The sequence below is a fragment of the Dyella sedimenti genome (assembly GCF_022760995.1).
Lineage (GTDB): Bacteria > Pseudomonadota > Gammaproteobacteria > Xanthomonadales > Rhodanobacteraceae > Dyella > Dyella sedimenti.
Map to the genome: position 1 here is coordinate 89,389 of NZ_JAKWJO010000006.1, position 25,014 is coordinate 114,402.

Consider the following 25,014-nt stretch of genomic DNA (forward strand, 5'->3'; position numbering starts at 1 on the left):
GCATGAGGCGTCGCCGCTGTCTCGTGGCCGTGCTGCTGGCGCTCGGTGCGCCGGCCGCGGCCGCTACCGAAGGAAAGGTCCTGGTCGACCAGGTGGGCTACGACACGCACGCGTCCAAGCAGGCGGTGGTGGCGCTGCCGCCGGGCGATGCGTCGCACGGCTTCCGCGTGGTGGACGTAGACACAGGCAAGGAGGCATGGCACGGCGAGCTGTCGTCGCCGGCCAGGGTGGCCCGCTGGGGCGAGCAAGGCTACGCGGTCGCCGATTTCAGCGGCCTGGCCAAGCCCGGCCACTATTACGTGGCGTTGGACGAGGGCGGGCACGAGCTGCGCTCGTGGACCTTCGACGTGCGCGACAACGTGCTCGAACGCCACACGCTGTCCAACGTCATCTATTACTTCAAGGGCCAGCGCGCCAGCGGCCTGCTGGACAAGGCCGACACGCGCCTGCCGCACCCCGACGGCTCGCCGGGCACGCTGGATATCCACGGTGGCTGGTACGACGCCACCGGCGACTACGGCATCCACCTGTCGCACCAGAACCCCACCAGCTACTTCAACACCCAGCAGCTGCCGCTGGTCGCGTGGAGCCTGCTGCGCAGCTGGCAGGTGCTGGAGGCACGGCACGATCCCAACTTCCACGAATACCAGCGCCGCCTGCTCGACGAGGGCCTGTTCGGCGCCGATTTCCTGGTGCGCGACAAGCGCCCGGACGGTTCGTTCTACCAGTCCATCGACGCGCCCGGCGCCGGCAAGCTGCCGCAGGACCGCCGCATCGGCGATCCCAACTGGCGCACCCGGATCAAGCTCAAGCCCGGCGACCATACCGAGCGGGTGGACCAGCCCGCGCATGGGCCGCACGCCTACGAGGCCAGCTTCCGCGCCGGCGGCGGCATGGCCATCGCCGCGCTGGCGCTGGCCGCGAGCACCGGCGTGGACGGCGACTTCGCCGCCAGAGATTACCTCAAGGCCGCCGAGGATGCCTACCGTTTCCTCGATGCGCACAACGCCGAGCTGACCAACGACGGCAAGGACAACATCATCGACGACTACGGCGCGCTGCTCGCCGCGGTGGCGCTGTACCGCGCCACGCGCGACGAAACGTGGCGCCGGGCGGCCGACGCGCGCGCCGACCACCTGATGGCGCGCCTGACCAGCCACGACGGCCATCGCGACTACTGGCGCGCCGACGATGGCGTGCGCCCGTTCTTCCATCCCTCCGACGCCGGCCTGCCGGTGGTGGCGCTGGTGGAATACGCCGCCATCGCCGATGCGGATCACCAGGCCCGCGTGCGCGAGGCGGTGCGCCGCTCGCTGCAGGCGGAGCTGGCGGTGACGGCCGAGGTCGCCAATCCGTTCGGCTACGCGCGCCAGTTGGTGCGCGGCGGCGACGGGCGCGTGCGCACCGCGTTCTTTTTTCCGCACGACAGCGAGGCCGCGCCGTGGTGGCAGGGCGAGGATGCGCGGCTGGCCTCGCTGGCCGCCGCCGCCCGGCTGGCCGCGCCGCTGTATGCGGGCGACCCGGCCTTCCAGGCCCGCCTGCAAGGCTATGCGTGGAACCAGCTGCACTGGATCCTGGGCCGCAACCCGTACGACAGCAGCCTGCTGATGGGCAGCGGCCAGCGCAACGCGCCGTATATGTTCTTCGACTCCTATGCGTTCACCAACGCGCCGGGCGCCATCATCAACGGCATTACCTCCGGGCTGGCCGACGAGGAAGGCATCGCCTTCGACCTCGGCTACGCGCAGACCGGCAAGGACGACGACTGGCGCTGGACCGAACAGTGGCTGCCACACGATGCGTGGTACCTGTTCGCCATCAGCCTTCCCCACGATTGACGCCGGAGCCGCGAGACGCCTGATGAGAAAACCACACCGCCTGCTGTGCCTCGCCTTGTACGGCATCGCCGCGCTCGCGCATGGCGCCGATGCCACTTCGGTGGATGTGATTCCGATGCCGGCGCAGGTGAGCCATGCCGGCCAGGCATTCACCGTGGAGACGCAGACGCCGATCGTGGTGGATGCCGGCGACGCCGCGGCGCGTCGCACCGCGGACTACCTGGCGGCGTTGATCGCGCGCACGCGCCATCTGCGGTTGCAGGTGAAGGAAGGACCGCTGGCCGGCGCGGCCATCGTGCTCACGCGCGATGCGCAGGCGCCGGTAGCCAATGCGGAAGGCTATACGCTCGACGTGACGCCACGGGGCATTCGCGTGGTGGCACGGGAAGAGGCGGGGCTGTTCTACGGCGCCATCACCGCGTGGCAGCTGCTGACGCCCGCCCGTGGCAGCGGCGACGTGCAGGTGCCGGCGGTGCATATCCGCGACGAGCCGCGCTTCGCCTGGCGCGGCCTGATGCTGGACTCCGCACGCCACTTCCAGACCCCGGACGAGGTGCGCACGCTGCTCGACCAGATGGCGCAGCACAAGCTCAACGTGCTGCACTGGCACCTCACCGACGACCAGGGCTGGCGCATCGAGATCAAGAAGTATCCCGACCTCACCCGCATCGGCGCCTGGCGCACGCCGCCGGACGCCGGCAGGCACGGCGAACCCGCGCGCTATGGTGGCTTCTACACGCAGGAGCAGATCCGCGCCATCGTCGCCTATGCCAGCGAGCGCCATATCACCGTGGTGCCGGAGCTCGACATGCCGGGCCACGCGCAGGCGGCGGTGGCCTCGTATCCCGCGCTGGGCGTCACCGGCAAGCGTCCGCCGGTATCGCCCGACTGGGGCGTGCATCCGTACCTCTACAACGTGGACGAGCCCACCGTGCATTTCCTCGAGGACGTGCTGGACGAGGTAATGGCGCTGTTCCCCTCCCCCTACATCCACATCGGCGGCGACGAGGCGGTGAAGGACCAGTGGCAGGCCTCGCCCGCCGTGCAGGCGCGTATCAAGGCGCTGGGCCTGAAGAACGAGGAGCAACTGCAAAGCTGGTTCATCGGCCAGATGGGCGCGTACCTCGCCGCGCATGGACGCCGCCTGGTCGGCTGGGACGAGATCCTCGAAGGTGGCGTGCCAGCCAGCGCCACCGTGATGTCCTGGCGCGGCACGCAGGGCGCCATCGATGCGGCGAAGCAGGGCCATGACGTGGTGCTCTCGCCGGCGCCGCAGCTCTACCTGGACCAGATGCAGAGCGACCGCGACGACGAGACCACCGGCCGCCTGCCGTCGATGTCGCTGGAAAGCGTCTACGCCTTCGAGGCGGTGCCCAAGGAGCTCGACGCCGCGCAGGCCGCCCACGTACTGGGCCTGCAGGCCAACATGTGGACCGAGCACATGCCGACCCTGCGGCATGTCGAGCATGCGGTGTTCCCACGCATGGATGCGTTGGCCGAGGCGGCATGGACGCCGGTGGCCGCGCGCGACTGGCACGGCTTCCTCGGCCGCCTGCCGGCGCAACTGGCGCGCTACCGCGCGCAGGACATCGCCTATGCCGACAGCGCCTTCGCCGTGTCGGTCGAGGTGGACCGCAACGCGGCCATTGAGAGCGGGCGTGCCACGGTCACGCTGTCCAACCAGGCCCGCTACGGCAATCTGCGCTACACCACCGACGGAAGCGTGCCGAGTGCCGCCTCACCGCTGTACGCCGGGCCGTTCGCGGTGGCGCTGCCCGCCGTCGTCAATGCGGTGGCGCTGGCGCCGGATGGCACCCCGCTGGCCGCGCCGCGCCAGCGCCAGCTCAGCCTGGCCGCATTGCGCAGCATGGGCAGCGGCGAGCTGGACAACTGCCCCGGCAGCGATTTCCGCCTGCGCGTGCAGCCCACGCCCGATGCCACCAGCATGGCGCCTACCTACCTGGTCAACGTGTTCGACAACTGCCGCCTGTATCGCGCCGCGCGGCTGGACGGCATCGCGGCGATCCGCGTGGATACCGCGCGGCTGCCGCGCAACTACCAGCTCGCCCATGACGCCAGGCTGGTGGTGGCACATCCGGGCCACACGCCGCAGGGCGAGCTGGAAGTGCGCCTGGACGGCTGCCAGGGCGAGCGGCTGGCCTCGCTGCCGCTGCCCGCCGGCGGGTCCGACGCGTTTACCCTGCAAGGCGCGCTGCCGCCCCGGCAAGGCGTGCACGACCTGTGCCTGTTGTTCACCTCGCCGATCACGGGGCCGCTCTACGGCATCGGCGAGGCCGCGCTGCTGCCAACCGACGGGGGCGCGCGATGAACGCCGTGGGGCGACGCCTCGCCTCGGTCGATGCGCTGCGCGGCTGCACCGTGGCGCTGATGCTGCTGGTCAACGATCCGGGCGACTGGGACCATGTGTACTGGCCGCTGGAACACGCCGAGTGGAACGGCTGCACGCCGACCGACCTGGTGTTCCCGTTCTTCCTGTTCGTGGTGGGCGTGTCGATCGCGCTGGCGATCGGGCCACGGGTGGAGCAGGGCGCCGACCGGGGCGCGCTGATGCGCGCGGCGCTCCAGCGCGCGTTGCGCATCCTGCTGCTGGGCGTGGCGATCAACGTGCTGGCGTGGCTGGTGATGCCCGGCGCGCATCTGCGCTTTCCCGGCGTGCTGCAGCGCATCGGCGTGTGCTTCGCGGGCGCGGCGGCGTTTGCCGTCTTTACCCGGGCGCGCACGCAATGGGTGGCCATCGCGGTGCTCCTGCTAGGCTACTGGGGCCTGCTGCTGGCCGGCGGCAGCCTGGAACCTTTCGTCAATATCGTCAGCCGCACCGACCATGCGGTGTTCGGCCGCTTCGTCTACCTGGTCGATCCGCACACCGGCCTCGGCCACGACCCGGAAGGCCTGCTGGGCTGCCTGCCGTCGCTGGCGACCAGCCTGCTCGGCCTGCGCGCGGGCCAGTGGCTGCGCGAGGAGAAGATGCGTCCGCTGCTCATTGCCGGCGTGCTATCGCTGGTGGCCGGCTATGCGTGGTCGCTGGCGCTGCCGCTCAACAAGAACCTGTGGACGTCCTCGTTCGTGCTGTGTACCGGTGGCTGGGCCATGCTGGCGCTGTGGCTGTGCCACGTGCTGGTCGACCGCCGCGGCTGGCCGGCGATCGGCCGCCGCTTTGGCGTGAATGCGGTGGCGGCCTATGCCGGCTCGGAACTGATGCAGATCCTGCTGCCCGGCCTGGGCCTGCAGGACCCGCTGTACCGCCACGCCTTCGCCGGCTGGATCACCCCGCTGGCCGGTCCCTACGTGGCCTCGCTGGCCTTCGCCATGGTTTTCGTGGCGGTATGGTGGGGCATCGTCTACGCGATGGACCGGCGACGGCTTTACCTCAAGCTGTAGAGAGCCTTGCCATGTGGAGACCTTGAACAGGCCCTCCACGCCAGGAAGCCCGGCTGCGCTGCATGATCCCCATGCCAGGTACACGCGGTTGCCGCCGCTTTTCTTGACCTGGTACATCGCGTAGTCGGCGGCGCGGGTGATCTCCCGGGATCGTCGCCGTGCAGCGGATGAAAGGCGACGCCGATGCTGGCGGGCACGTGCAGCGCCTGGAAGCGGTCGCGGTTGACCAGGTCGGTGAGCGGATCGTGCCGCGCGACATGGTACAGGCGCGCCTCAGCAGCATCGCGCGGCCGCCGCGCACCAGCTCGGCGTCGTGCCGTGGGCGCGGGACAGCGCGTGTGGGTGGCACGGAGCTGTCATCGCAATTTCTTGCGATGCGACTACGATCATACGCCTCTCCCTTCCCTCATCCCGAGAGGTTGCCGATGACCGCATCGTCGCCGTTGCTCCGCCACGCCCCGTGGCTTGCCCTGTTCTCGTTGCTGTCCGCCTGCGCGGCGCAGGCAATCCCGCCGCCGGCGACACCCATCGAGGTGCCGGCCATCCAGCGCCCCGGGGGCGAGACGCCGCAGTGGTGGTTCCGCAGCGGCGCGGCCACCGCGGCGCAGCTGGCCGCGCAGGCCAACACCCAGGGCCAGCGTGCCAGGAACGTGATCGTGTTCCTGGGCGATGGCATGGGGCTGACCACCATCGCCGCCGCGCATGTGCGCGCGGGCCAGCGCGAGGGCGGGGATGGCGAGAGCCATCGCCTGAGCTTCGAGCGCTTCCCGTTCAGCGCCCTGAGCCGCACCTACGAGACCGACCAGCAGACGCCCGACTCGGCGGGCACCATGACCGCGATCATGAGCGGCGTGAAGACCCGCGCCGGCTTCGTCGGCATATCGCAGGCACCGCGCCGCCAGGATTGCGAGGCCTCGCACGGGCAGGAGCTGGTGAACGCGCTGGAGCTGGCCGCCGCCGCCGGCATGGGTACCGGCGCGGTCACCACCACTCGCATCACGCACGCCACGCCCGCGGCGACCTACGGCCACCTGCCCGAGCGCAACTGGGAGGTGGATGCCGACCTCACACCTGCGGCCAAGGCACAGGGCTGCAAGGATTTCGCCGCGCAACTGATCGACTTTCCGGTGGCCGGCGGGCTCACTGTGGCCATGGGCGGCGGCCGCACGGAATTCATGCCTGCCGGCATGGAGGATCCGGTGGAGCCGGGCAAGGTGGGCCAGCGCCTGGATGGCCGCGACCTGATCGCGGAATGGCGGCACAGGCACCCGCAGGGCGCCTACGTGTGGAGCGGCCGGCAGCTGGCATCGCTGGACCCCGCCCGCACGCCGCAATTGCTGGGCCTGTTCAACAGTTCGCACCTGAACTACGAGCATGAGCGCACCCGCGACCACCTGGACGAGCCCAGCCTGGCCGAGATGACCACCGCTGCCATCGAGGTGCTGAAGCGGCATCCGAACGGTTTCTTCCTGATGGTGGAGGGCGGCCGCATCGACCACGCGCTGCACGCGGGCAACGCCTACCGCGCGCTGGAGGAAACCATTGCCATGGCGGACGCGGTGCAGGCCGCGCTGGAGCATACCGATCCGCGCGACACCCTGATCGTGGTGACCGCGGACCACAGCCACACGCTGACCTTCGCCGGCTATCCCCGGCGCGGCAACGACATCCTCGGCCTGGTGCAGGGCCCCACCGACAGCTACGACGACGAGGGCGCGGCCGGCATGGCGCGCGATGCCGCAGGCCGGCCCTACACCACGCTGGGTTTCGCCAACGGACCCGGCTACACCGGCGCCACCGACATGCAGCCGGAAGGCGGCAAGCGCTACCCGCACAACCCGCACGACTATGCGTACGCGGCCCAGGGCCGGCCGGACCTCGCCCGGGTGGCGACCGGCGATGCGGACTACATGCAGGAAAGCACCCTGCCGCTGAAGGCCGAGACGCATGGCGGCGAGGACGTGGCCATCTTCGCCCAGGGCCCCGGCGCGGCGGCGTTCCATGGCGAGATGGAGCAGAACGCCATCTTCCACGTGATCGTGCAGCACACGCCGCGCCTGCGCGGGGAGCTGTGCAGCCTGGGCAGTTGCAACGCCGGGGGCGTGCCGGTGGAACGACCCAGCTACCAGGCCTGGCTGCAGCGGGAGGCGAACCGCTAGTCGCCGGGCCGCGCGCGCGACGCAAGATGGCTGTCAAGCAATCGACACGTGGCCGCTCCACCATGGCTGGATGGCGTGCGCGGGCCGCGCCCGCCAAGGGGACTGCGGAGAGTGACATGGGTCGTTTAAGCTGGGCCGTCTTGCTGATGGGTATCTGGGCGATGGCCGGCCAAGTGCAGGCGAACGAGGCACCGCTGGCGGCGAAGGTGCTGGTGATCGGCCACCGTGGCGCCAGTGCGCTGCGGCCCGAGCACACGCTGGCCTCGTACGGCAAGGCCATCGCCGACGGCGCGGACTTCATCGAGCCGGACCTGGTGATGACGCGCGACGGCGTGCCGGTGGCGCGCCACGAGAACGAGATCGGCGGTACCACCGACGTGGCCAGCCATCCGGAATTCGCCGCCCGCAAGACCACCAAGGCCATCGACGGCCACCCGGTCACCGGCTGGTTCACCGAGGACTTCACCCTCGCCGAACTCAAGATCCTGCGCGCCCGCGAGCGGCTGCCGGCATTCCGCGGCACGGCCTACGACGGCCGCTTCCAGATCCCCACGCTGGACGAGATCATCGACTTCGTCGCCGCCGAATCGGCCACCCGGGGCCGCGTGATCGGCATCATCCCCGAGATCAAGCACGGCACCTATTTCCAGAAGGCCGGCCTGCCGATGGAGGACAAGGTGCTGGCGATCCTCGCCGCGCACGCGTACACGCGCACCGCGCCGGTGGAGATCCAGTCGTTCGAGACCGCCAACCTGCGCTACCTGCGCGGCAAGCTCGGCAAGGACCATCCCAACATCCGCCTGCTGCAGCTTATGGACGATCCTGGCGAGCATCCCTACGACGTGGTGGCCGCCGGCGGCAGGTTGAGCTACGGCGACATGATGACGCCCGCCGGCCTGCGCGAGATCGCCAGCTACGCCGATGCGATCGGCCCGGGCATCCGCGCCATCATCCCGCTGGCGGCCGACGGCACGCTGGGCAGGCCCACCGCCCTGGTGCACGACGCGCATGCGGCCGGGCTGGAGCTGCATCCCTACACCTTCCGCCCGGAGAACTATTTCCAGGCGAAGAACTTCTGGCAGGGCACCGATCCGAAGACCTTCAACGAAGCGGGCTCAGTGGCGGAGATCCGCGCCTACCTCGCGGCCGGCATCGATGCGTTCTTCACCGACGATCCCGCGCTCGGCCGCAAGGCCGTGGACGGGCGCTGACGCGCCCATCCCATCGCATTCCCGCATTCCGCGCCGATCCCGACTGCCACCGTGATGACGGCGGGCGGCGGCTCTTGGCGATACTTCACTCACACGGTGACTTCATCATGCGCATCCCCCAGGTTCCCCTCGTCGCCAGCCTGCTGGCGCTCGCCTTCGCCATGCCGGCCACGGCCGCGCCGGTGCTGATGATCTCCATCGACGGCCTGCGCCCGGCCGACGTGCTGCAGGCCGAGCAGCGCGGGCTGCACCTGCCCCACTTGCGCGCCTTCCTCAGCGATGGCAGCTACGCCGAATCGGTGCGCGGCGTGCTGCCCACGCTCACCTATCCCAGCCACACCACGCTGATCACCGGCGTTTCGCCGGAGCAGCATGGCATCGGCGGCAACCTCACCTTCGATCCGTACAACAAGAACCAGCAGGGCTGGGACTGGTACGCCAGCGACATCCGCGTGCCTACCCTGTGGGACGCCGCGCATGCGGCCGGCCTGAGCACGGCCAACGTGCACTGGCCGGTGAGCGTGGGCGCGGCGGTGGACTGGAACCTGCCGCAGATCTGGCGCACCGGCACGCCGGACGACCGCAAGCTGCTGGCGGCGCTGGCCACGCCCGGCCTGCTGCCGGCGCTCGAAAAGGACCTGGGGCCCTATGCCGACGGCATCGACGAAAGCCTGGCGGGCGACGAGAACCGCACCCGCTTCGCGGTCGCCCTGCTGGAAGCGCGCAAGCCGGATTTCATGACCGCCTACCTCACTTCGCTCGACCATGAGCAGCACGCCAGCGGACCGGATACGCCTCCCGCGCACAAGGTGCTGGAACGCATCGACGCGCTGGTCGGCGAGCTGGTACAGGCCGCGCAACGCGTCCATCCCGACGGCGTGGTGGCGGTAGTGTCCGACCACGGGTTCCTGCCGGTGCAGCGCGACGTGAACCTGTATGCGCCCTTCATCCAGGCGGGCCTGGTGACGCTGAAGGACGGTGAGGTCGCCAGCTGGCAGGCGATGCCATGGAACGACGGCGGCAGCGCCGCCATCGTGCTGCGCGAGCCGGACGATGCCGCCACCCGCGACAAGGTGGCCGCGCTGCTGGCCGGCCTCCAGAAGAATCCGGCCTATGGCATCGACCGCGTGCTGGACCAGGCGCAGGTCGTGCATGACGGCGGCACCGGGCTCGCGCAATGGTTCGTGCTGTTCAAGCCGGGCTACGAGATGGGCGCCCGGCCGGATGCGCCGCCCTCGCAGGACAGCCATTACCACGGCATGCACGGCTACGACCCCGCGCTGCCCGCGATGCGCTCGACCTTCCTGATCGAAGGGGCGGGCATCCCCGCGGGCAGGAACCTGGGCGACATCGACATGCGCGACATCGCGCCGACCATCGCCCATGCGCTCGGTGTCAGCCTGCCGCAGGCGGAAGGGAAGCCGCTGCTCTAAGAGCCTGTTCAACATCTCGGTGTTATCCCAGCTACCTCCTCCCAACCTCCCCCTGCCAGCAGGGGGAGGAGCCAAAACATGCACGCTCCGGCCCCCTCCCCCGCATGCAGGGGAGGGTTGGGGAGGGGTGCTTGTGGCCAAGCCGAGACTTTGAACAGCTCTAAGCGACGCCGCCGATGTGCATTGCCGCACATCGGCGGCGTTTCACGGTTCGCGCGCGCAGGTCTTAAACCTGCGTGTCATCGCCGGTACACACGCGACCTTCACGCTTGGCTGGTGCCGTCCGAACGGTTTGGACGGCTATTTCCCCTCAGGTACCTCCATCACCACATCGTGCGGATTCGTGGCGAATCCGCGCGCGAGGATTCGTCATGCCCAAGCATTCCCTTCGCAGGACCGCGCTCGCCTTGGCCATCCTGGGTTTCTTCCATAGCGGGCTGCTGCTCGCCGAGGATGGCGCCGCTGCCGCGCCGACCGCGCCCGCCGATGCGGCGGACGCCAGCAAGGACAACCCCAAGACCATGGAGGCGGTATCGGTCGTGGCCAGCGGCGAGACACGCCAGGTGCAGAAGGTCACCGCCCAGGACATCCAGACGCTGGCGCCGGGCAGCAGCCCGCTCAAGGCCATCGACAAGCTGCCGGGCGTGAGCTTCCAGTCGGCCGACCCATGGGGCGCCTACGAGTGGTCCACCCAGATTTTCCTGCACGGCTTCGACCAGAGCCGCCTCGGCTTCACCCTCGACGGCATCCCGCTGGGCAACATGAGCTACGGCACCACCACCGGCCTGCAGGTGACCCGCGCGATCAGCAGCGACAACATCAGCACGGTGGAACTGGCCCAGGGCGCCGGTGCCCTGGGCACGGCCTCGAACACCAACCTGGGCGGCACCATCCAGTTCTATTCGGCCGACCCGGACGCAGTGGCCGGCGCGCGCATCAACCAGGTGCTGGGTTCGGATTCCACCCACCGCACCTTCGTGCGCCTGGATTCGGGCGACTACCACGGCTTCTCGATGTACGTGTCCTATGACCACGCCGACACCGACAAGTGGAAGGGCTATGGCGACCAGAAGTCCGACCAGATCAACCTGAAGGCGGTGTACCAGTGGAGCGGCGGCAGCATCAGCCTGTTCCACGACGATTCGCGCCGCAAGGAATACGACTACATGGACCTGTCCCTGGCCAGCCAGAAGGCGCTGGGCTGGAACTGGGACTACCTGCAGCCGAACTGGGGCGAGGCGGTGCAGATCGCCAACGCATACAACGGCAACGGCAGCTACCCGGCCGTGCTGTCCAAGCTGCCGGCCGGCTATGACTTGGTCGATTCCACCTACTACGCCGGTGGCGGCATCCGCCGCGACAGCCTCACTGGCCTGAGCGGCACCTTCAACCTGAGCGAGCATGCCACGCTCAACCTGGGTACCTACTACCACGACAATCGCGGCGAGGGCCAATGGGCCACGCCGTACGTGCCTTCCTCGGCCAGCGTGCCGCTGGCGATGCGCACCACCGACTACGGGCTGGACCGCTACGGCGCCACCGGATCGCTGCAGTTCTCGCTGGGCAACAACGACGTCGAGGTGGGCTTCTGGGGCGAGAACGCCAAGACCAACCAGGAGCGCAACTACTTCTACCTCACCGGTGCCTACGACTACCTGAGCAATTTCTACGAGGCGCAGGCGCCGTTCGCGCGCGACTTCCTGCAGCACTACGTCACCCAGACGCGCATGGCCTATGCGGCCGACACCATCCACCTGCTGGACGACCGCCTCACCGTGAACTTCGGCGCCAAGGCACTGGGCGTCACCAACACGGCCGACTCGTGGGTGCCGAGCGCCGCGCTGGCGGCCGGCCGCATCCGCGCCAGCGACGGCTTCCTGCCGCAGGCGGGCGTCAACTACAAGATCGACGCGCACCAGGAGGTCTATGCCTCCTACAGCAAGAACCTGTCGGCCTACGGCTTCCTGCCCTTCAGCCAGTCGCAGGCGGCGTTCGACGCCAGCAAGGGCTCGCTCAAGCCCGAGCAGTCGCAGACCCTCGAACTGGGCTATCGCGTGCACGGCGACAGCTTCGAGGCGTCGGCGGACGCGTACATCACCCGTTTCACCAACCGCCTGCTGGCGGTGTCGCCGTGCAGCGCGGTGCAGACCTGCTCGGCCATCCTCAACAACGTGGGCTCGGTCAAGAGCACCGGCGTGGACCTGGCGGTGATCTGGCGCCCGGTGGAGCACGTGCGCTGGCTCAACACGCTGTCCTACGACAACTCCAAGTACCAGGACGACTACCTCAACAACGGCGTGGTGGCGACCGACGGCAAGTACGTGGTCGGCATTCCCACCTGGATGTTCACCAGCGACCTCAGCTACAGCCAGGGACCGTGGAGCGCGAGCATCGATGGCAAGTACACCGGCCGCCGCTACATCACCTACATCAACGACTCCCAGGTGCCCTCGTACTGGCTGTTCGAGGCGGGCGTGAACTACGACGTGGGCGAGGTATCCCTGCTCAAGGACGTGAGCCTGGGCCTGAACGTCACCAACCTGTTCAACAAGCGCTACTTCGCCACCACCGGCACCAACGGCTACGTGGCCTCCGACCCGATGGGCTGGAATCAGACCCTGATGGCCGGCGCGCCGCGCCAGGTGTTCTTCAACATCAACGCGAAGTTCTGACCGGAAACATCTCGGTGTGGCCGCAGAGCACCCCTCTCCAACCCTCCCCTGCGTGCAGGGGGAGGTCGGGAGGGGGCTGGGACGACACCGAGAGGTTGAACAGGCTCTAAGATCGGACGCGTCCGGGCCAAAGGGGATCGGGGCATGTCCGTTTCAAACGCTGCGATGGCGCCTGCCGCGCCACGCGGCATCGACCTGGCGATCGCGCTGGCGGCCGTGGCCGCCATCGTGGGCGCCATCCTTGCCGGTCCCGACGCCGCCGACGGCTGGCGCTGGCTGCACTGGGCGTGCAAGCCGCTGGCGACGTTGCTGATCCTCTATACCGCCTGGCGCGCCGCGCCGCCCATCTCGGTGGACTACCGACGCTGGATGGTGGCGGGCATGACGTTCTCGCTGGCCGGCGACATCTTCCTGATGCTGCCGGCGGACACCTTCGTGGCGGGCCTGGTGGCGTTCCTGCTGGGCCACCTTTGTTTCCTCCGTGCCCTGCTGGTGGGTACGCGATTCACCGCGCGTTCGCTGGCGCTGCTGGCCTGCCTGGCCTACGGGGCGATCAACCTGTGGGCGCTCTGGCCTTCGCTGCCGGACGCCCTGCACCTGCCGGTGGTGGTCTACGTGGCGGTGCTGGCCAGCATGGCGGGCCAGGCCACGGCGCGTGCCTGGCGGCATGTCCACGATGCGCTGGCGAAGCCGGCGCGCTGGGCGGCGGTGGGCGCGCTGCTGTTCATGCTCAGCGATACACTGCTGGCCTGGAACCGTTTCCGCCTCGCCATTCCGCTGTCGGCGCTATGGATACTGGCCACCTACTACGCGGCGCTGTGGTGCCTGGCGCGTTCGGTCCACGGGACGGGTAAGCACACGTGAACATGCAGGAAACCATCATTACCTGGGCTACGCCGGCATTCTTCGCGCTGATCGCGCTGGAACTGCTGGTGGCGAAGTGGCGCGGCCGCGTCGTGTACCACAGCAGCGACGCCATCAACAGCCTCGCGCTGGGCGTGATCTCGCAGATCGTGGCGGTGTTCGGCAAGCTGCTCAGCTTCGGCATCTACGCGTGGTGCGTGGAGCGCATCGCGCTCTTCCACCTGCAGGCCGACCGCGCGTGGGTATGGGTCACCGGCTTGCTGTGCTACGACTTCTGCTACTACTGGCTGCACCGCGCCGGGCATGAGGTGAACATCCTGTGGGCCGCGCACGTGGTGCATCACCAGAGCGAGGACTACAACCTCACCACCGCGCTGCGCCAGACCGGCAGCGGCGTGTTGCTGGGCTGGCTGTTCTATCTGCCGATGGCGGTCGCGGGCTATCCGCTGGAAGTGTTCGTGGTGGTGGCGCTGATCGACCTGCTGTACCAGTTCTGGGTGCACACGGAGGTGATCGGGCGCCTGGGCTGGTTCGACCGCGTGTTCTGCTCGCCCTCCAACCATCGCGCGCACCATGCGGTGAACGACAAGTACCTGGACCGCAACTACGGCGGCATCTTGATCCTGTGGGACCACCTGTTCGGCACCTTCGTCGAGGAGGACGACGCGGACCCGCCGGTATTCGGCACCCGCTCGCCGCTGCGCAGCTGGAACCCGCTATGGGCCAACGCCGAGGTGTACTGGGCTACGGCGAAGGACGCCTGGCACGCGCGGCGCTGGCGCGACAAGCTGCTGGTGTGGATCAAGCCGCCGGGCTGGCGGCCGGCGGATGTGGCCGAACGTTTTCCCAAGCCGGCCTTCGATATCCGCCGCGGACGTTACCTGCCGCCGCTGCCGCGTGGGTTCACCGCCTATAGCCTGGTGCAGTTCGCGTTGCTGCTGGGCATGGCGGTGCAGTTCCTCGACCTGGCCAAGCACCTGCCCGCCGCCGCGCTGGCCGGCTATGCCGTGTTCCTGGTGCTCAGCCTCACCGCGTTGGGCACGCTCACCGAGGGGCGGCGCAGCGGCATCGGCTGGGAACTGGCGCGCCTGTTCGCCACCGCGCTGGTGCCGCCGCTTACCGGAGGCTGGTTCGGGCTGCCGCATCTGGACGTCCGAATGGTGGCCGCGCTGGCGGCCGTGCCCGTGCTCAGCGCGTTGGTGCTGGGCTGGCTGGCGCTCTCCGCGCCCGCCCGCGCGGACGGCGGCAAGGCCGTTCCAGGCTAGCGTCGCGCAACTGCGCACCGTTGTCCGGGGCGCTCCGCGCCGCCCGCGGATATAGGCCAGTGGTCATGCATGCGGCGCCATCGGGCAGGCGCAGCGTGGCAGCGGCGTGGGCATTCGCTATGATCGCGGCTCGTTTGTCCTGGGAATGAGCTGATGGGTTTCTTCAATAAGCTGGTGCGCCACAAGCCGGTGGAGCTGTTGCAGGCCGAAGCCGGCAAGCGCGGAGACTTCCGCCGCGTGCTGGGCTTATGGCAACTCACCGCCATCGGTATCGGCGGCATCATCGGCGTGGGCGTGTTCGTGCTGGCCGGCCAGCAGGCCGCGCTCAACGCCGGCCCCGCCGTGGTCATCTCCTTCCTGATCGCGGGCATCGCCAGCGCGGCGGCGGCGCTGTGCTACGCCGAGTTCGCCGGTCTGATCCCGGTCACCGGCAGCGCCTACACCTACGGCTACGCGGTGCTGGGCGAACTGGCCGCCTGGCTGATCGGCTGGGACCTGCTGCTGGAATACGCGCTGATCGTCGCGGTGGTGGCGATCGGCTGGTCCGGCTACGTGCAATCGGCGCTCGCCAGCATGGGGCTGGATCTGCCGATATGGGCGCGCGGCGCCATCGGCACCGGCGAGGGCCACGTGTTCAACGTGATCGCCGCGCTGGTGACGCTGGCGGTGGCGGCGCTGCTGACCTTCCGCACCGAGTGGGGCGCGCGCTTCAACACGCTGGTGGTGGCGATCAAGGTCGCCGCGGTGGCGCTGGTGATCGGCGTGGGCGTGTTCTACGTGAAGGCGTCCAACTGGGTGCCGTTCATTCCCGCGCGCGTGGTCGGCCCCGATGGCGTCGGCCACTTCGGCTTCCAGGGCGTGGCCACCGCCGCCGCCGTGGTGTTCTTCGCGGTGTTCGGCTACGACACGCTGACCACCGCCGCGGAGGAGTCGAAGAACCCGCAGCGCGACCTGCCGCGCGCGGTGCTGCTGTCGCTGCTGATCTCGATGACGATGTACCTGGCCGTGTCGCTGGTGCTCACCGGCATCGCCCACTACGAGACGCTCAATACCGATGCGCCGGTGGCGGATGCGTTCAAGGGCCTGGGTCTGCACTGGGTGGCGATGATCATCTCCGTCTCGGCGGTGTTCGGCCTGATCAGCGTGCTGTTCGCCTTCATGCTGGGCGCCACGCGCATCTGGTTTGCGCTTGCGCGCGACGGGCTGCTGCCGTCGTGGTTCGCCAGGGTGCATCCGCGCTACGGCACGCCGCACCGCCCCACCGTTGCGCTCGGCGTGTTCACCGCGCTGGTGTCCGGCCTGCTGCCGATCGAGGAGGTGGCCAAGCTGGTCAACATCGGCGTGCTGTCGGCCTTCATCGTGATCTGCAGCTCGGTGATCATCCTGCGCCGGCGCAAGCCCGAGCTGCCGCGCGCGTTCCGCACGCCGCTGGTGCCGCTGATCCCGCTGGTCGGCATCGGCTTCTCGATCTGGCTGCTGTCGGAACTGCCGGCGATCACCTGGAAGGTATTCCTGGTGTGGGTGAGCCTGGGCCTGGTGATCTACTTCGGCTACGGCATGCGCCATAGCAAGCTTGGAAAAACCTGAGATTCGCATCCCGTTGTAGGAGCGCACCCAGTGCGCGACCGCCATGCCCCGTTGCCTGTCGCGCACTGGGTGCGCTCCTACAGTTGATGGGATCGGATAAAAAAACGGCCGCTTGCGCGGCCGTTTTTCGTCATCGCAATGAGTGCGCTTAGAAGCGCACTTCCACCGAGGCGGAGTAGGTCGCCACGTTGGCTTTGCCGCTCAGGTCGTCGGCGCTGCCGCGGTCGTACTTCACGTGGTAGTTGTCGTAGTTCAGCGCCAGGCTGACGTTCCTGGTGATGTCGTAGCCCACGCCGGCGCCGGCGTACCAGCCGTTGTTCCAGCTCTTCTGGGTGGCCGAGACGTCGCCCACGGTGACGGCACCGGTGGTGCGCGAGCGCAGGTAGCCGCCGTGGCCGGTGACATACCAGTTGTTGTAGAAGTTGTACTTGGCGGTCAGGCCGACCTGGCCGACGCGCGGCTTGGCCGAGACGCTGGCGAAGTCGAAGTTGTTCTTGACCTTGCCGAGGTAGGCGTAACCGATTTCCGCGCCCACGATGCCATTCCAGCGCCAGCCGAAGCGGACGTTCTGGAACACGTCGGTCTTGTCGGAGGCGCCGCCGAGGCGGTAGTTGCTCTGGCCGAGGTTGCCGGCAACGAAGAAGTTGTCGAGCTGGCTGGCCTCGTCGGCCTTGGCGGCGAACGGTGCAACGGCTACGACGGCCAAGGCGGCCGCCATCAGAGTCTTGTTCATGGTGTGCTCCATCTTTTTTTGTGTTTCCGCTGCGACGACAAGGGGGAAGGTCGCGGCGGTCCGCGTGGGGATCGCGGTAGTGAAAGGATACGGGTTTTTAACGGATGGGAGCCCTGTTGCGGCGTTTGCGGGATGGGCGAGGTTCAGCCACTGCCATGACCAATGGCAGGGTGTGAGGTATGCCATCGCGCACTAGCATCGGAGGTTCATGTGCCGTGCAGCCAGAGCGCCAGGCCGCACGGGTTCGTCATAGGAGAACCTCTTGAAAGCCTCGCGCCTCGCTTCCGCCATTCTCGTTTCCACCCTCGGGCTGGGCAGCTTCGCCGCGCTCGCCGACGTGCCCGCGCCGCAGGACATTCCGTTCGACGGCACGCTGAAGATCAGCGTCGATGCGACCGACATCGCCCATCGCATCTTCCGCGTGCGCGAGGTGGTGCCGGCCAGGCCGGGCCCGCTCACGCTGCTGTACCCGCAGTGGCTGCCGGGCAACCATTCGCCGACCGGCCCGATCGACAAGCTGGCCGGCCTGGTGGTGAAGGCCAACGGCAAGGTGGTGCCGTGGAAGCGCGATCCGCTCAACGTGTACGCCTTCCATATCGACGTGCCGCAGGGCGCGAGCGAAGTGGATGTGGCGTTCCAGTTCCTCTCCGCGCAGGACACCCGCCAGGGCCGCGTGGTGATGACGCCGGAAATGCTCAACCTGCAATGGAACACGGTGTCGCTGTATCCGGCGGGCTACTTTGCCAGCCGCATCAAGGCCGAGACCAGCGTGACCTTCCCGGCCGGCTGGCAGTTCGGCAGCGCGCTGGAAGTGGCCTCGCGCAGCGGCGACACGGTGCAGTTCAAGCCGATCGACTACGATGACCTGGTCGACTCGCCGATCTATGCCGGCAAGTACTTCAAGCGCGTGGACCTGGATCCGGGCGCCAAGACGCCGGTGTTCATCAACATCGTCGCGGACGATCCGAAGTACCTGGAGATCACCCCCGAGCAGCTGAAGATCCACCAGAACCTGGTGCAGCAGATGTACAAGCTGTATGGCGCGCACCACTACGACCACTACGATTTCCTGTTCTCGCTCAGCGAGAAGATGTCCGGCAACGGCCTGGAACACCACCGCTCCAGCGAGAACGGCGTGGGCCCCGGGTACTTCACCGAGTGGGACAAGAACGTGACCTCGCGCGACCTGCTCGCGCACGAGTACAACCATTCCTGGGACGGCAAGTACCGCCGCGGCGCCGATCTTTCCACGCCCAGCTTCAACGTGCCCATGCAGGACAGCCTGCTATGGGTGTACGAGGGCCAGACCCAGTTCTGGGGCTACGTGATGGCCGCGCGCTCGGGCCTGTGGAAGCAGGACGAGGCGTTGGACATGCTGGCCAACGTGGCCGCCACCTACGACAAGGGCCGCCCGGGCCTGGAGCAGTGGCGCAACATCCAGGACACCACCAACGACCCGGTCATCGCGATGCGCCGCCCGCTGCCGTACCGCAACTACCAGATGAGCGAGGACTACTACTCCGGCGGCCAGATGATCTGGCTCGACGTGGATGGCAAGCTGCGCGACCTCACCGGCGACAAGCGCTCCATCGACGACTTCGCCAGGGCCTTCTTCGGCGTGAAGAACGGCGAGTGGGACGTCAACACCTACACCTTCGAGGACGTGGTCAAGACGCTCAACGACATCGCCCCGTACGACTGGGCCAGCTACCTGCGCGAACGCCTGGACGGGCACGGCCCGCTGATCGGCGGTTTTGCGGCCAATGGCTGGAAGCTGGTCTACAACGACAAGCCCTCGGCGGTAAGCAAGGCGCTGGAGACCCGCACCGGCGGCGCCAATCTCACCTATTCGCTGGGTGTATCGCTGGGCAAGGGCGGCGACATCATCGACGTGCTGTGGGACGGTCCTGCCTTCAAGGCCGGCCTGTCGCCGGGCATGAAGATCATCGCGGTGAACGGCAAGGAATACTCCAGCGACGCCGTCAAGGACGCGGTGACCGCTGCGGCGAAGGACAAGAGCCAGCCGGTGGAATTGCTGGTGAAGAACTTCGACGAGTACAAGACCCTGCGCATCGACTACCACGACGGCCTGAAGTACCCGCACCTGGAACGCATCGCCGGCAAGCCGGACCGCTTGTCCGAGCTGCTCAAGGCCCGCTGACCGCGGGAGGCCATTGTAGGAGCGCACCCAGTGCGCGACCGCGGAGCGCACAACATTCCGCTTCGCAGGCCGGTCGCGCGCAAAGCGCGCTCCTACAAAGGGCCAGGGACACATGGGCGCCCGCCCCCAACTCCGCTATACTGCGCATCCGCCGTGCGGCCCGGGCCTTGCCCCGCCCACGCGCCGACGCTCATGCGCCCGTAGCTCAGCCGGATAGAGTAGTGGCTTCCGAAGCCATTGGTCGGGGGTTCGAATCCCTCCGGGCGCGCCATATGCCGGTTCGACGAGATCGAGTTCGTTGCATTCCTGGAGCCCCGCCCAATGGCGGGGTTTTGTTCTGGACATCCGGCGTGGCCCTGTGCCTGCGGCTGGGCGGCAAGCTGGCCTCCAGATGATGCTCCACGGCGAGGTGCAGCCTCGTTCCAATGCGAGCAATATCAAACTAGAACCCGGGGCGGTACGGCGGTCCAGAATAGGGGCGCCAAGTTGCGCATGGGCTCTCCAAGGTGGCGAAGGATTCATGGGTCGAGCAGTCGGCCGGACGGCTCGGTTGACGATGGACGGAGGACCGCATGATTGCCGAAACAGACACCCGGTCGTCATCGAGCCGACCATTGATCTCGATCGACGAGATCCTGCATGCCAGGCCGCAGCAACCCATCTCAAGCACCCGTGAGCGCGGCTGGAGCGGGGTGACGGTCGACCTGCATCGTCCCTATTTCAAGTGCGCCGAGAGCTATGCCGGGCTGGACCACCATTTGATCTGCTATTGCCCTTCCGGCAGTGCCCGGTTGATCCAGCGGCGCGCGGGCACCGTCCATCATGGCATGGTCAAGGCGGGAGCCTCGCTGATCATGCCGGCCGGCTACCCTTCGTCCTGGGAAGGCGACTCGGGCTTGTCCGCGCGGTTGCGCATCCCGACCTCGCTGATCGCCGCCGCCGCCGACCAGTTGGGGCGGCACGCGGTGCCGCAGGTGGAAATCCGCAACGTTTTCGAGGTGTTCGATCCCGTCATCGGTCGCCTGGTGCAGACCTTCCTTGCCGAGATGGAGATGAAGCCGCACCCGTGCCAGGTGCTGATGGTCGATGCGCTCTCCATCGCGATCGCCGCCCACCTGCTCCGGCGCTACAACACCTTCGGCGTCGAGGAACCCGATCGCGTCCGCATGCTCGGCCGGCTGGAGATGGCGCGGCTGACGGCGTTCATCGAGGACAATCTCCATCGAAGCATCACCCTGGAGGACCTCGCGGGCCAGGTGAATGTCAGCCGCTTCCATTTCTGCCGGATCTTCAAGAAAAGCACGGGGGTGACCGCCTTCAGCTTCGTGGAGCAATGCCGGATACGGCGTGCCCAGGTGCTGATCGTGGAGACCAACCTCTCGCTGGCCGAGATCTCGCTGATGGTCGGTTTCGCCGACCAGAGCCACCTCACGCGCAGGTTCCACTTCCATGTCGGCTGCACGCCCGCGGCCTACGCGCGGGAGCATGGCTGCCGCCGCCCCGCCCGACGCGCGGCGACCAGGGAATAAACCGCCACCCGCAATGGGCATCAAGCCGGCGCAAGAAGTGTCAATTCTCCGGGGCGCGGGCCACGTAGCATGTCGTCCGCCGATGTATCCGTTGGAAGGGAGTGCCGGCATCTCGTCTCCCGGTCCAGAGGCACCGGGTCGCGCTCGCGAAGTCACGCCGCTTCCGCGCGCCCTCCGCCGTGCCTTCAACCATGACGCGTGGGACCCGAAGCGATGCGCAAGAGCAAGTTCACCGAGAGCCAGATCGTCGCCCTGCTGCAGCAGATCGAGGGTGGCCGCCAGGTCAGGGAGGCCTGCCAGGAACTTGGCGTATCGGAAGCCACTTATTACGTATGGAAGTCCAAATACGGCGGCATGGACGATGCCGACCTCCACCGGTTGCGCGACATCGAGGCCGAACACGGCAAGCTCAAGCGGATGTACGCCGAGCTGGCCATGGAAAACCAGGCGTTGAGGGATCTCATCGCGAAGAAGTCATAGATGGGCCCGCTGTCGCGCGGCGCCTTACTGGGTACGTGGTTCGCCGGCGCGGCCGGATGCGTCCCGCCAGCGAAGGATCAGGTGGTCCAGCGACAGCGGCCCGGGTCCCAGCGCGATGATGGCGATGGCCAGGGCCGCCCAGTAGAGGTGGAAGTTCATCCAGCCATCGGGAAACACCAGTTGGATCACGCCGGTCATGACGAGCAGCGCGAGCGCCGCCAGCCGCGTGGCCAGGCCTATCGCGAGCAGGACGGGCAGGATGGTTTCCGCGAGCGCGACCACGAAGGCCACCGTGTCGGGTGCCGGAAAACCATAGGTTCCGCCGAAGAGATGCAGCTTGAACTGGTTTTCGAACAGGTAGACCGTCCCGGCGGAAAGCGACGGGAAACCATCCCACCGGGTCAGTCCCGAGCGGAGGAAGGGCAGCAGCAGGGCGATCCGCAGCAGCGGCGGCGCGGCTAGTCCGGCGGTCGCGCTGGCCCACCGCCGGGCCTTGCCGATGCCGTGGCCGATGCTTGCATGGGGATGCGTCAGGTTCATGGGAGCCTCGCCATCAAGGGGAATCCGGCGCAGGGTCCGGGGACAGGCCGACGATGGCGTCGAGCGCCAGCAGCCCGGAAAGCGTGCCGGCCAGGTCGGTCTTTGCATCCTCATCCAGGGCGCCGGCCGCCGCGCTCGCCACGGGCATGCCGGCCGCCAGGCCCTGGATGAAGAGCGCCGCGCCCCTGGGCACGATTCGTACCTCGACCTCGGCGTCGGGCCGGACCACCAGGGCATCCTCGCCCTCGCCGGTGTCGATGGCGCGCACCGTCCCGCCATCGATGTTCATCCGCCACAGGCTCACCACGGGAAAGGCCGATCGCACCACGCGCAACGACGGGTGCAGGGCCAGGCGGAGCGCCGGCAGGCGATCCCGCGGCATGCCGGCGAGCAGGGCCGGGTCGAGCGGCGACGCCTCGGCCGCGTGGTACGACGCCAGCCACGCCCATTCCATCCGCGCGACGTCGGCCAGGTACGGCACGCCCGCCGCAGGCTCGAACGCGCCGATGAAACCGGCGAACGTCTCGCCGTAGCCGAGCATCACCGGCGAGCGGGGTGGATGGCGCGCGGCGTAGATCCGCGCCATCGCCGGGAAGAACGTGTCGCCCACGATGCGCCGCACGGCCGGGAAGGCCGCGCCCAGCGCGTCGATGAGGCCGGCGGCGACATTGTTCCGGTAGACGGCGAAACGCTTGGCGCTCGGTTTTCCCTCCGGATCGACGATGCCGGCGGGCACCGGCAGGCCGGGGTCCAGGAGGGCCGCGGCGAATTCGCGCTGGCGTTCGTCCAGGCGGCGAGGGCCGGCATGGCTGGCGCGCGGCATCGGCGTCACGGCCGGTGGGGGCGCTGGACGACGTTGGTCCAGAACCGGCGCAGGCTGTCGACGCCGCCGGCCGTCGAACTCCACAGCGTCGTGTCGCCCACGAGCAGGGTGCCGGCGAAGGTTTCCTGGCGCGACTGGAGCAGGGCGTCGAAATGGCTGCGCCCGCGCGTGAAGGGATGTGGCGGCGCCGTCGGATCGATCTTCTGGCGGGCCAGCACATCCAGCCTGCCTGCGGATGCACCCAGCCGATCGAGCTGCGGCAGGTGGGCGTGCCGGTTGAACGTGGCGACGCCCTGCAACAGGTGCAGGCGATCCAGCCCGGCCTCGACCTCGATCGGCGACGGGGAGCCATCGGGCTCGGCCGCGGGACGCAGGCCGTAGCGGTTCGCCACCGGGACGCCAAGGCCGGCCAGCAGCGAGCGCGCCAGGCCTCCGAACTGCTGCCGGGGCGGAATCGTCCTGTCGCCATGGTGGAGGAATTCCACGAGCTGGCTTTGCATGCGCTCTCCGTGCGGCACGTCCGCGACGTCGCCTATGTCATGGTGCGGGCAGACGAACGCCAGGTGGTCGGGATGGTCGAGGAACGCCCGGAGGGCTTCGATCTCGGCATGGCCGGCATCCTGGCGGGTCCGCAGCGAATCGAAGCTGATGACGATGAGCGTATCGACGCCGTCGAGGAAACCCGCGTCGAGCGGCGTGGCGCGGCCGTCGCCGGCCACGCGCTCGGCCTGCGCCACCGACCGGCCGGTGAGCGTCCTCGTCCAGTCGATGAAGACGCTGAAGTTGCGCTTCATGATGTGGTCGAGGAAGCCGGCGATGCCCTGGTCGAACCGGCGCGGGTCGGCCAGTTCCTCGTAGGCCGGATAGCGCATGCGGCGGCTTTCGAACAGCGTCGGGAAGCGATCCTCGATCACGCCGAGGGGTGCCCCGGTTTCGCCGGGATGGCTCCAGGCGTAGTAGATGGCGACCTTGCGCGCGATCATTCCTTCTCTATCCCCTGGCCATGGCCGCCAGGCGGGACGATTGCCGTGACGCCTGCGGAACCGGCGGCAGCGACGCCTGGAGGATGGCGTCGGCGCGCTCCGCTTGCGCCTTGAGGATCGGCCATGCCGGCACCGCGGCGTCCCATTCGATCAATGCCGGGACCGGGCCGGTCCGGCGCACCGCCCGGGCGAACAGATCCCACACCACCGCCGCGACCGCGCGGTCATGGGTGTCGATGAGCAGCGGCCGTCCCTGTTCGTCCGCATCGTCCGCATGCCCGGCCAGGTGGATCTGCCGTACCGCGGCCAGGGGAAACGCATCCAGGTAACGGGTGGGATCCCAACGCTGGTTGGTGCATGCGACGTACACGTTGTTGATGTCCAGCAGGAGGCCGCAGCCGCTGCGGCGGGCGATCTCGGCGATGAAGTCGGTTTCCGAATACGTGCTTTCGCAAAACGCCACATAGGTCGAAGGGTTCTCCAGCAACACCTGGCGCCCGAGTGTTTCCTGCACCTCGTCGAGGTGCTCCACCACGCGGGCCAGCGTCTCCCGCGTGTAGGGCAGCGGCAGCAGATCGTTGAGAAAGCCCGCGTCGTGGCTCGACCAGGCCAGGTGCTCGGAGACCAGCCCCGGCGCGTAGCGCGTGACGAGTGCCTTCAGCCGGCCAAGATGCGCTGCATCGAGCGGCCGGTCCGCGCCGATCGACAGGCCGACGCCGTGGATGGAAAGCGGGTAGGCATCGCGGATGGCGGACAGGTAGCGATGCGGCGGACCGCCCGCGCCCATGTAGTTTTCCGCGTGCACCTCGAAGAAGCCGACCTCCGGCCGCGTGTCCAGGACCACGCGGTAGTGTTCGGCCTTCAGGCCGACGCCGGCACGCCAGGGCAGCCGGATGCTTGCGGCGGAAACGGACGGCTCGGACAAGGGAGTAGGCCTCTGCGCGCGGGGAGGAAGCCGGGCCCCGCGAGGCCCGGCGTCGGCGTCCCTGGGTCAGACCTTCGGGGTGAGGCTGCCGGGGCCGTTCGGCGTCGAGATGCTGGTACAGGTGCCCTTGGGCACCAGCCGGAAGGCGTTGCCCTGATAATCGGCCGTGCTGGTGCCGGCGCAGGTGGTGCCCGGCCCCGCGTAGCAGTCGTTGTGGCCCTTCAGGGCCGTGCCGAAGCAGGGTTCCACCTTGCCGGCCTTGACCAGCGCGGTGTGCTCCGCCTGGATCTTCTTCTGCGCGGGAGTGAATTCCTGCGCATGGGCGGGCGCGACGGAAAGGCCGAGGGCGGCGGCAAAGACGCCGGCGACGAGGGCGGACAGGGTGCGGTCAGACATGCGTGTTCTCCAGTGC

General features: G+C 68.4%; 18 protein-coding genes, 1 tRNA gene and 1 pseudogene. 14 read left to right on the forward strand and 6 right to left on the reverse strand.

Annotation, left to right across the window (positions count from 1 at the left end; genetic code table 11):
• Positions 1 to 2 precede the first annotated feature (2 nt).
• The 10 genes from MJ605_RS13535 (at position 3) to MJ605_RS13580 (ending at position 16,428) form a co-directional block, all read left to right on the forward strand.
• A complete protein-coding gene (locus MJ605_RS13535; RefSeq protein ID WP_243042065.1) occupies positions 3 to 1,838 on the forward strand; it encodes a glycoside hydrolase family 9 protein in 1,836 nt (611 codons plus the stop codon).
• On the forward strand, positions 1,798 to 4,167 hold the full coding sequence (locus tag MJ605_RS13540) for a family 20 glycosylhydrolase (protein ID WP_425601013.1): 2,370 nt from the start codon (positions 1,798 to 1,800) through the stop codon (positions 4,165 to 4,167). The genes MJ605_RS13535 and MJ605_RS13540 overlap by 41 nt, the downstream gene beginning before the upstream one ends.
• Complete coding sequence (locus tag MJ605_RS13545; protein ID WP_243042067.1) at positions 4,164 to 5,237, forward strand: acyltransferase family protein; 1,074 nt, start codon at positions 4,164 to 4,166, stop codon at positions 5,235 to 5,237. Before MJ605_RS13540 ends, MJ605_RS13545 begins: the two co-directional genes overlap by 4 nt.
• Positions 5,238 to 5,662: 425 nt before the next feature.
• Positions 5,663 to 7,396 carry an alkaline phosphatase gene (locus MJ605_RS13550; protein WP_243042068.1) on the forward strand — a complete coding sequence of 578 codons (1,734 nt, stop codon included), beginning with the start codon at positions 5,663 to 5,665 and terminating at the stop codon, positions 7,394 to 7,396.
• 146 nt (positions 7,397 to 7,542) lie between these two features.
• Positions 7,543 to 8,607 (forward strand): glycerophosphodiester phosphodiesterase, encoded by a 1,065-nt coding sequence (locus MJ605_RS13555; RefSeq protein WP_425601018.1) that lies wholly within the window; start codon positions 7,543 to 7,545, stop codon positions 8,605 to 8,607.
• 107 nt (positions 8,608 to 8,714) lie between these two features.
• Complete coding sequence (locus MJ605_RS13560) at positions 8,715 to 10,040, forward strand: alkaline phosphatase family protein (RefSeq protein WP_243042069.1); 1,326 nt, start codon at positions 8,715 to 8,717, stop codon at positions 10,038 to 10,040.
• 371 nt (positions 10,041 to 10,411) lie between these two features.
• Positions 10,412 to 12,712 (forward strand): TonB-dependent receptor, encoded by a 2,301-nt coding sequence (locus tag MJ605_RS13565; protein ID WP_243042070.1) that lies wholly within the window; start codon positions 10,412 to 10,414, stop codon positions 12,710 to 12,712.
• A gap of 144 nt (positions 12,713 to 12,856) precedes the next feature.
• Positions 12,857 to 13,576: a lysoplasmalogenase gene (locus MJ605_RS13570; RefSeq protein ID WP_243042071.1), complete on the forward strand. Its 720-nt coding sequence runs from the start codon at positions 12,857 to 12,859 to the stop codon at positions 13,574 to 13,576.
• A gap of 2 nt (positions 13,577 to 13,578) precedes the next feature.
• Complete coding sequence (locus MJ605_RS13575) at positions 13,579 to 14,841, forward strand: sterol desaturase family protein (RefSeq protein ID WP_279237578.1); 1,263 nt, start codon at positions 13,579 to 13,581, stop codon at positions 14,839 to 14,841.
• A gap of 153 nt (positions 14,842 to 14,994) precedes the next feature.
• The gene (locus MJ605_RS13580; protein ID WP_243042073.1) at positions 14,995 to 16,428 is read left to right on the forward strand and encodes an amino acid permease; all 1,434 of its coding nucleotides are present in this window, start codon (positions 14,995 to 14,997) and stop codon (positions 16,426 to 16,428) included.
• Positions 16,429 to 16,576: 148 nt separating this feature from the next.
• Here MJ605_RS13580 and MJ605_RS13585 read toward each other — a convergent pair whose 3' ends face one another.
• Positions 16,577 to 17,161, reverse strand: a complete 585-nt coding sequence (locus MJ605_RS13585) for an outer membrane protein (RefSeq protein ID WP_243042074.1) — start codon at positions 17,159 to 17,161, stop codon at positions 16,577 to 16,579.
• A gap of 262 nt (positions 17,162 to 17,423) precedes the next feature.
• Between MJ605_RS13585 and MJ605_RS13590 the strand changes: the two genes are divergently transcribed.
• The 4 genes and pseudogenes from MJ605_RS13590 to MJ605_RS13605 all read left to right on the forward strand — a co-directional run.
• Entirely contained in the window at positions 17,424 to 19,322 is a 1,899-nt protein-coding gene (locus MJ605_RS13590) for a M61 family metallopeptidase (protein WP_243042075.1), read from the forward strand.
• A gap of 194 nt (positions 19,323 to 19,516) precedes the next feature.
• A tRNA-Arg gene (locus MJ605_RS13595) sits at positions 19,517 to 19,593 on the forward strand.
• A gap of 301 nt (positions 19,594 to 19,894) precedes the next feature.
• Entirely contained in the window at positions 19,895 to 20,851 is a 957-nt protein-coding gene (locus MJ605_RS13600; RefSeq protein ID WP_243042076.1) for a helix-turn-helix transcriptional regulator, read from the forward strand.
• 213 nt (positions 20,852 to 21,064) lie between these two features.
• A pseudogene (locus MJ605_RS13605) lies at positions 21,065 to 21,328 on the forward strand (transposase); the annotation flags it as partial.
• A gap of 27 nt (positions 21,329 to 21,355) precedes the next feature.
• On the opposite strand, the gene MJ605_RS13610 reads toward MJ605_RS13605, so the two are convergent.
• From MJ605_RS13610 to MJ605_RS13630, 5 genes are all read right to left on the reverse strand, one after another.
• Positions 21,356 to 21,871, reverse strand: coding sequence for a DoxX family protein (locus MJ605_RS13610; protein WP_243042077.1), 516 nt, complete (start codon positions 21,869 to 21,871; stop codon positions 21,356 to 21,358).
• 13 nt (positions 21,872 to 21,884) lie between these two features.
• Positions 21,885 to 22,694, reverse strand: a complete 810-nt coding sequence (locus tag MJ605_RS13615; RefSeq protein WP_243042078.1) for an HvfC/BufC N-terminal domain-containing protein — start codon at positions 22,692 to 22,694, stop codon at positions 21,885 to 21,887.
• Positions 22,695 to 22,699: 5 nt separating this feature from the next.
• Positions 22,700 to 23,677, reverse strand: coding sequence for a hypothetical protein (locus MJ605_RS13620; protein WP_243042079.1), 978 nt, complete (start codon positions 23,675 to 23,677; stop codon positions 22,700 to 22,702).
• A 7-nt stretch (positions 23,678 to 23,684) separates the two neighbouring features.
• Entirely contained in the window at positions 23,685 to 24,602 is a 918-nt protein-coding gene (gene bufB / locus MJ605_RS13625) for an MNIO family bufferin maturase (RefSeq protein WP_243042080.1), read from the reverse strand.
• 66 nt (positions 24,603 to 24,668) lie between these two features.
• Positions 24,669 to 24,998, reverse strand: coding sequence for a BufA1 family periplasmic bufferin-type metallophore (locus MJ605_RS13630; RefSeq protein ID WP_243042081.1), 330 nt, complete (start codon positions 24,996 to 24,998; stop codon positions 24,669 to 24,671).
• Between the last annotated feature and the right edge of the window lie 16 nt (positions 24,999 to 25,014).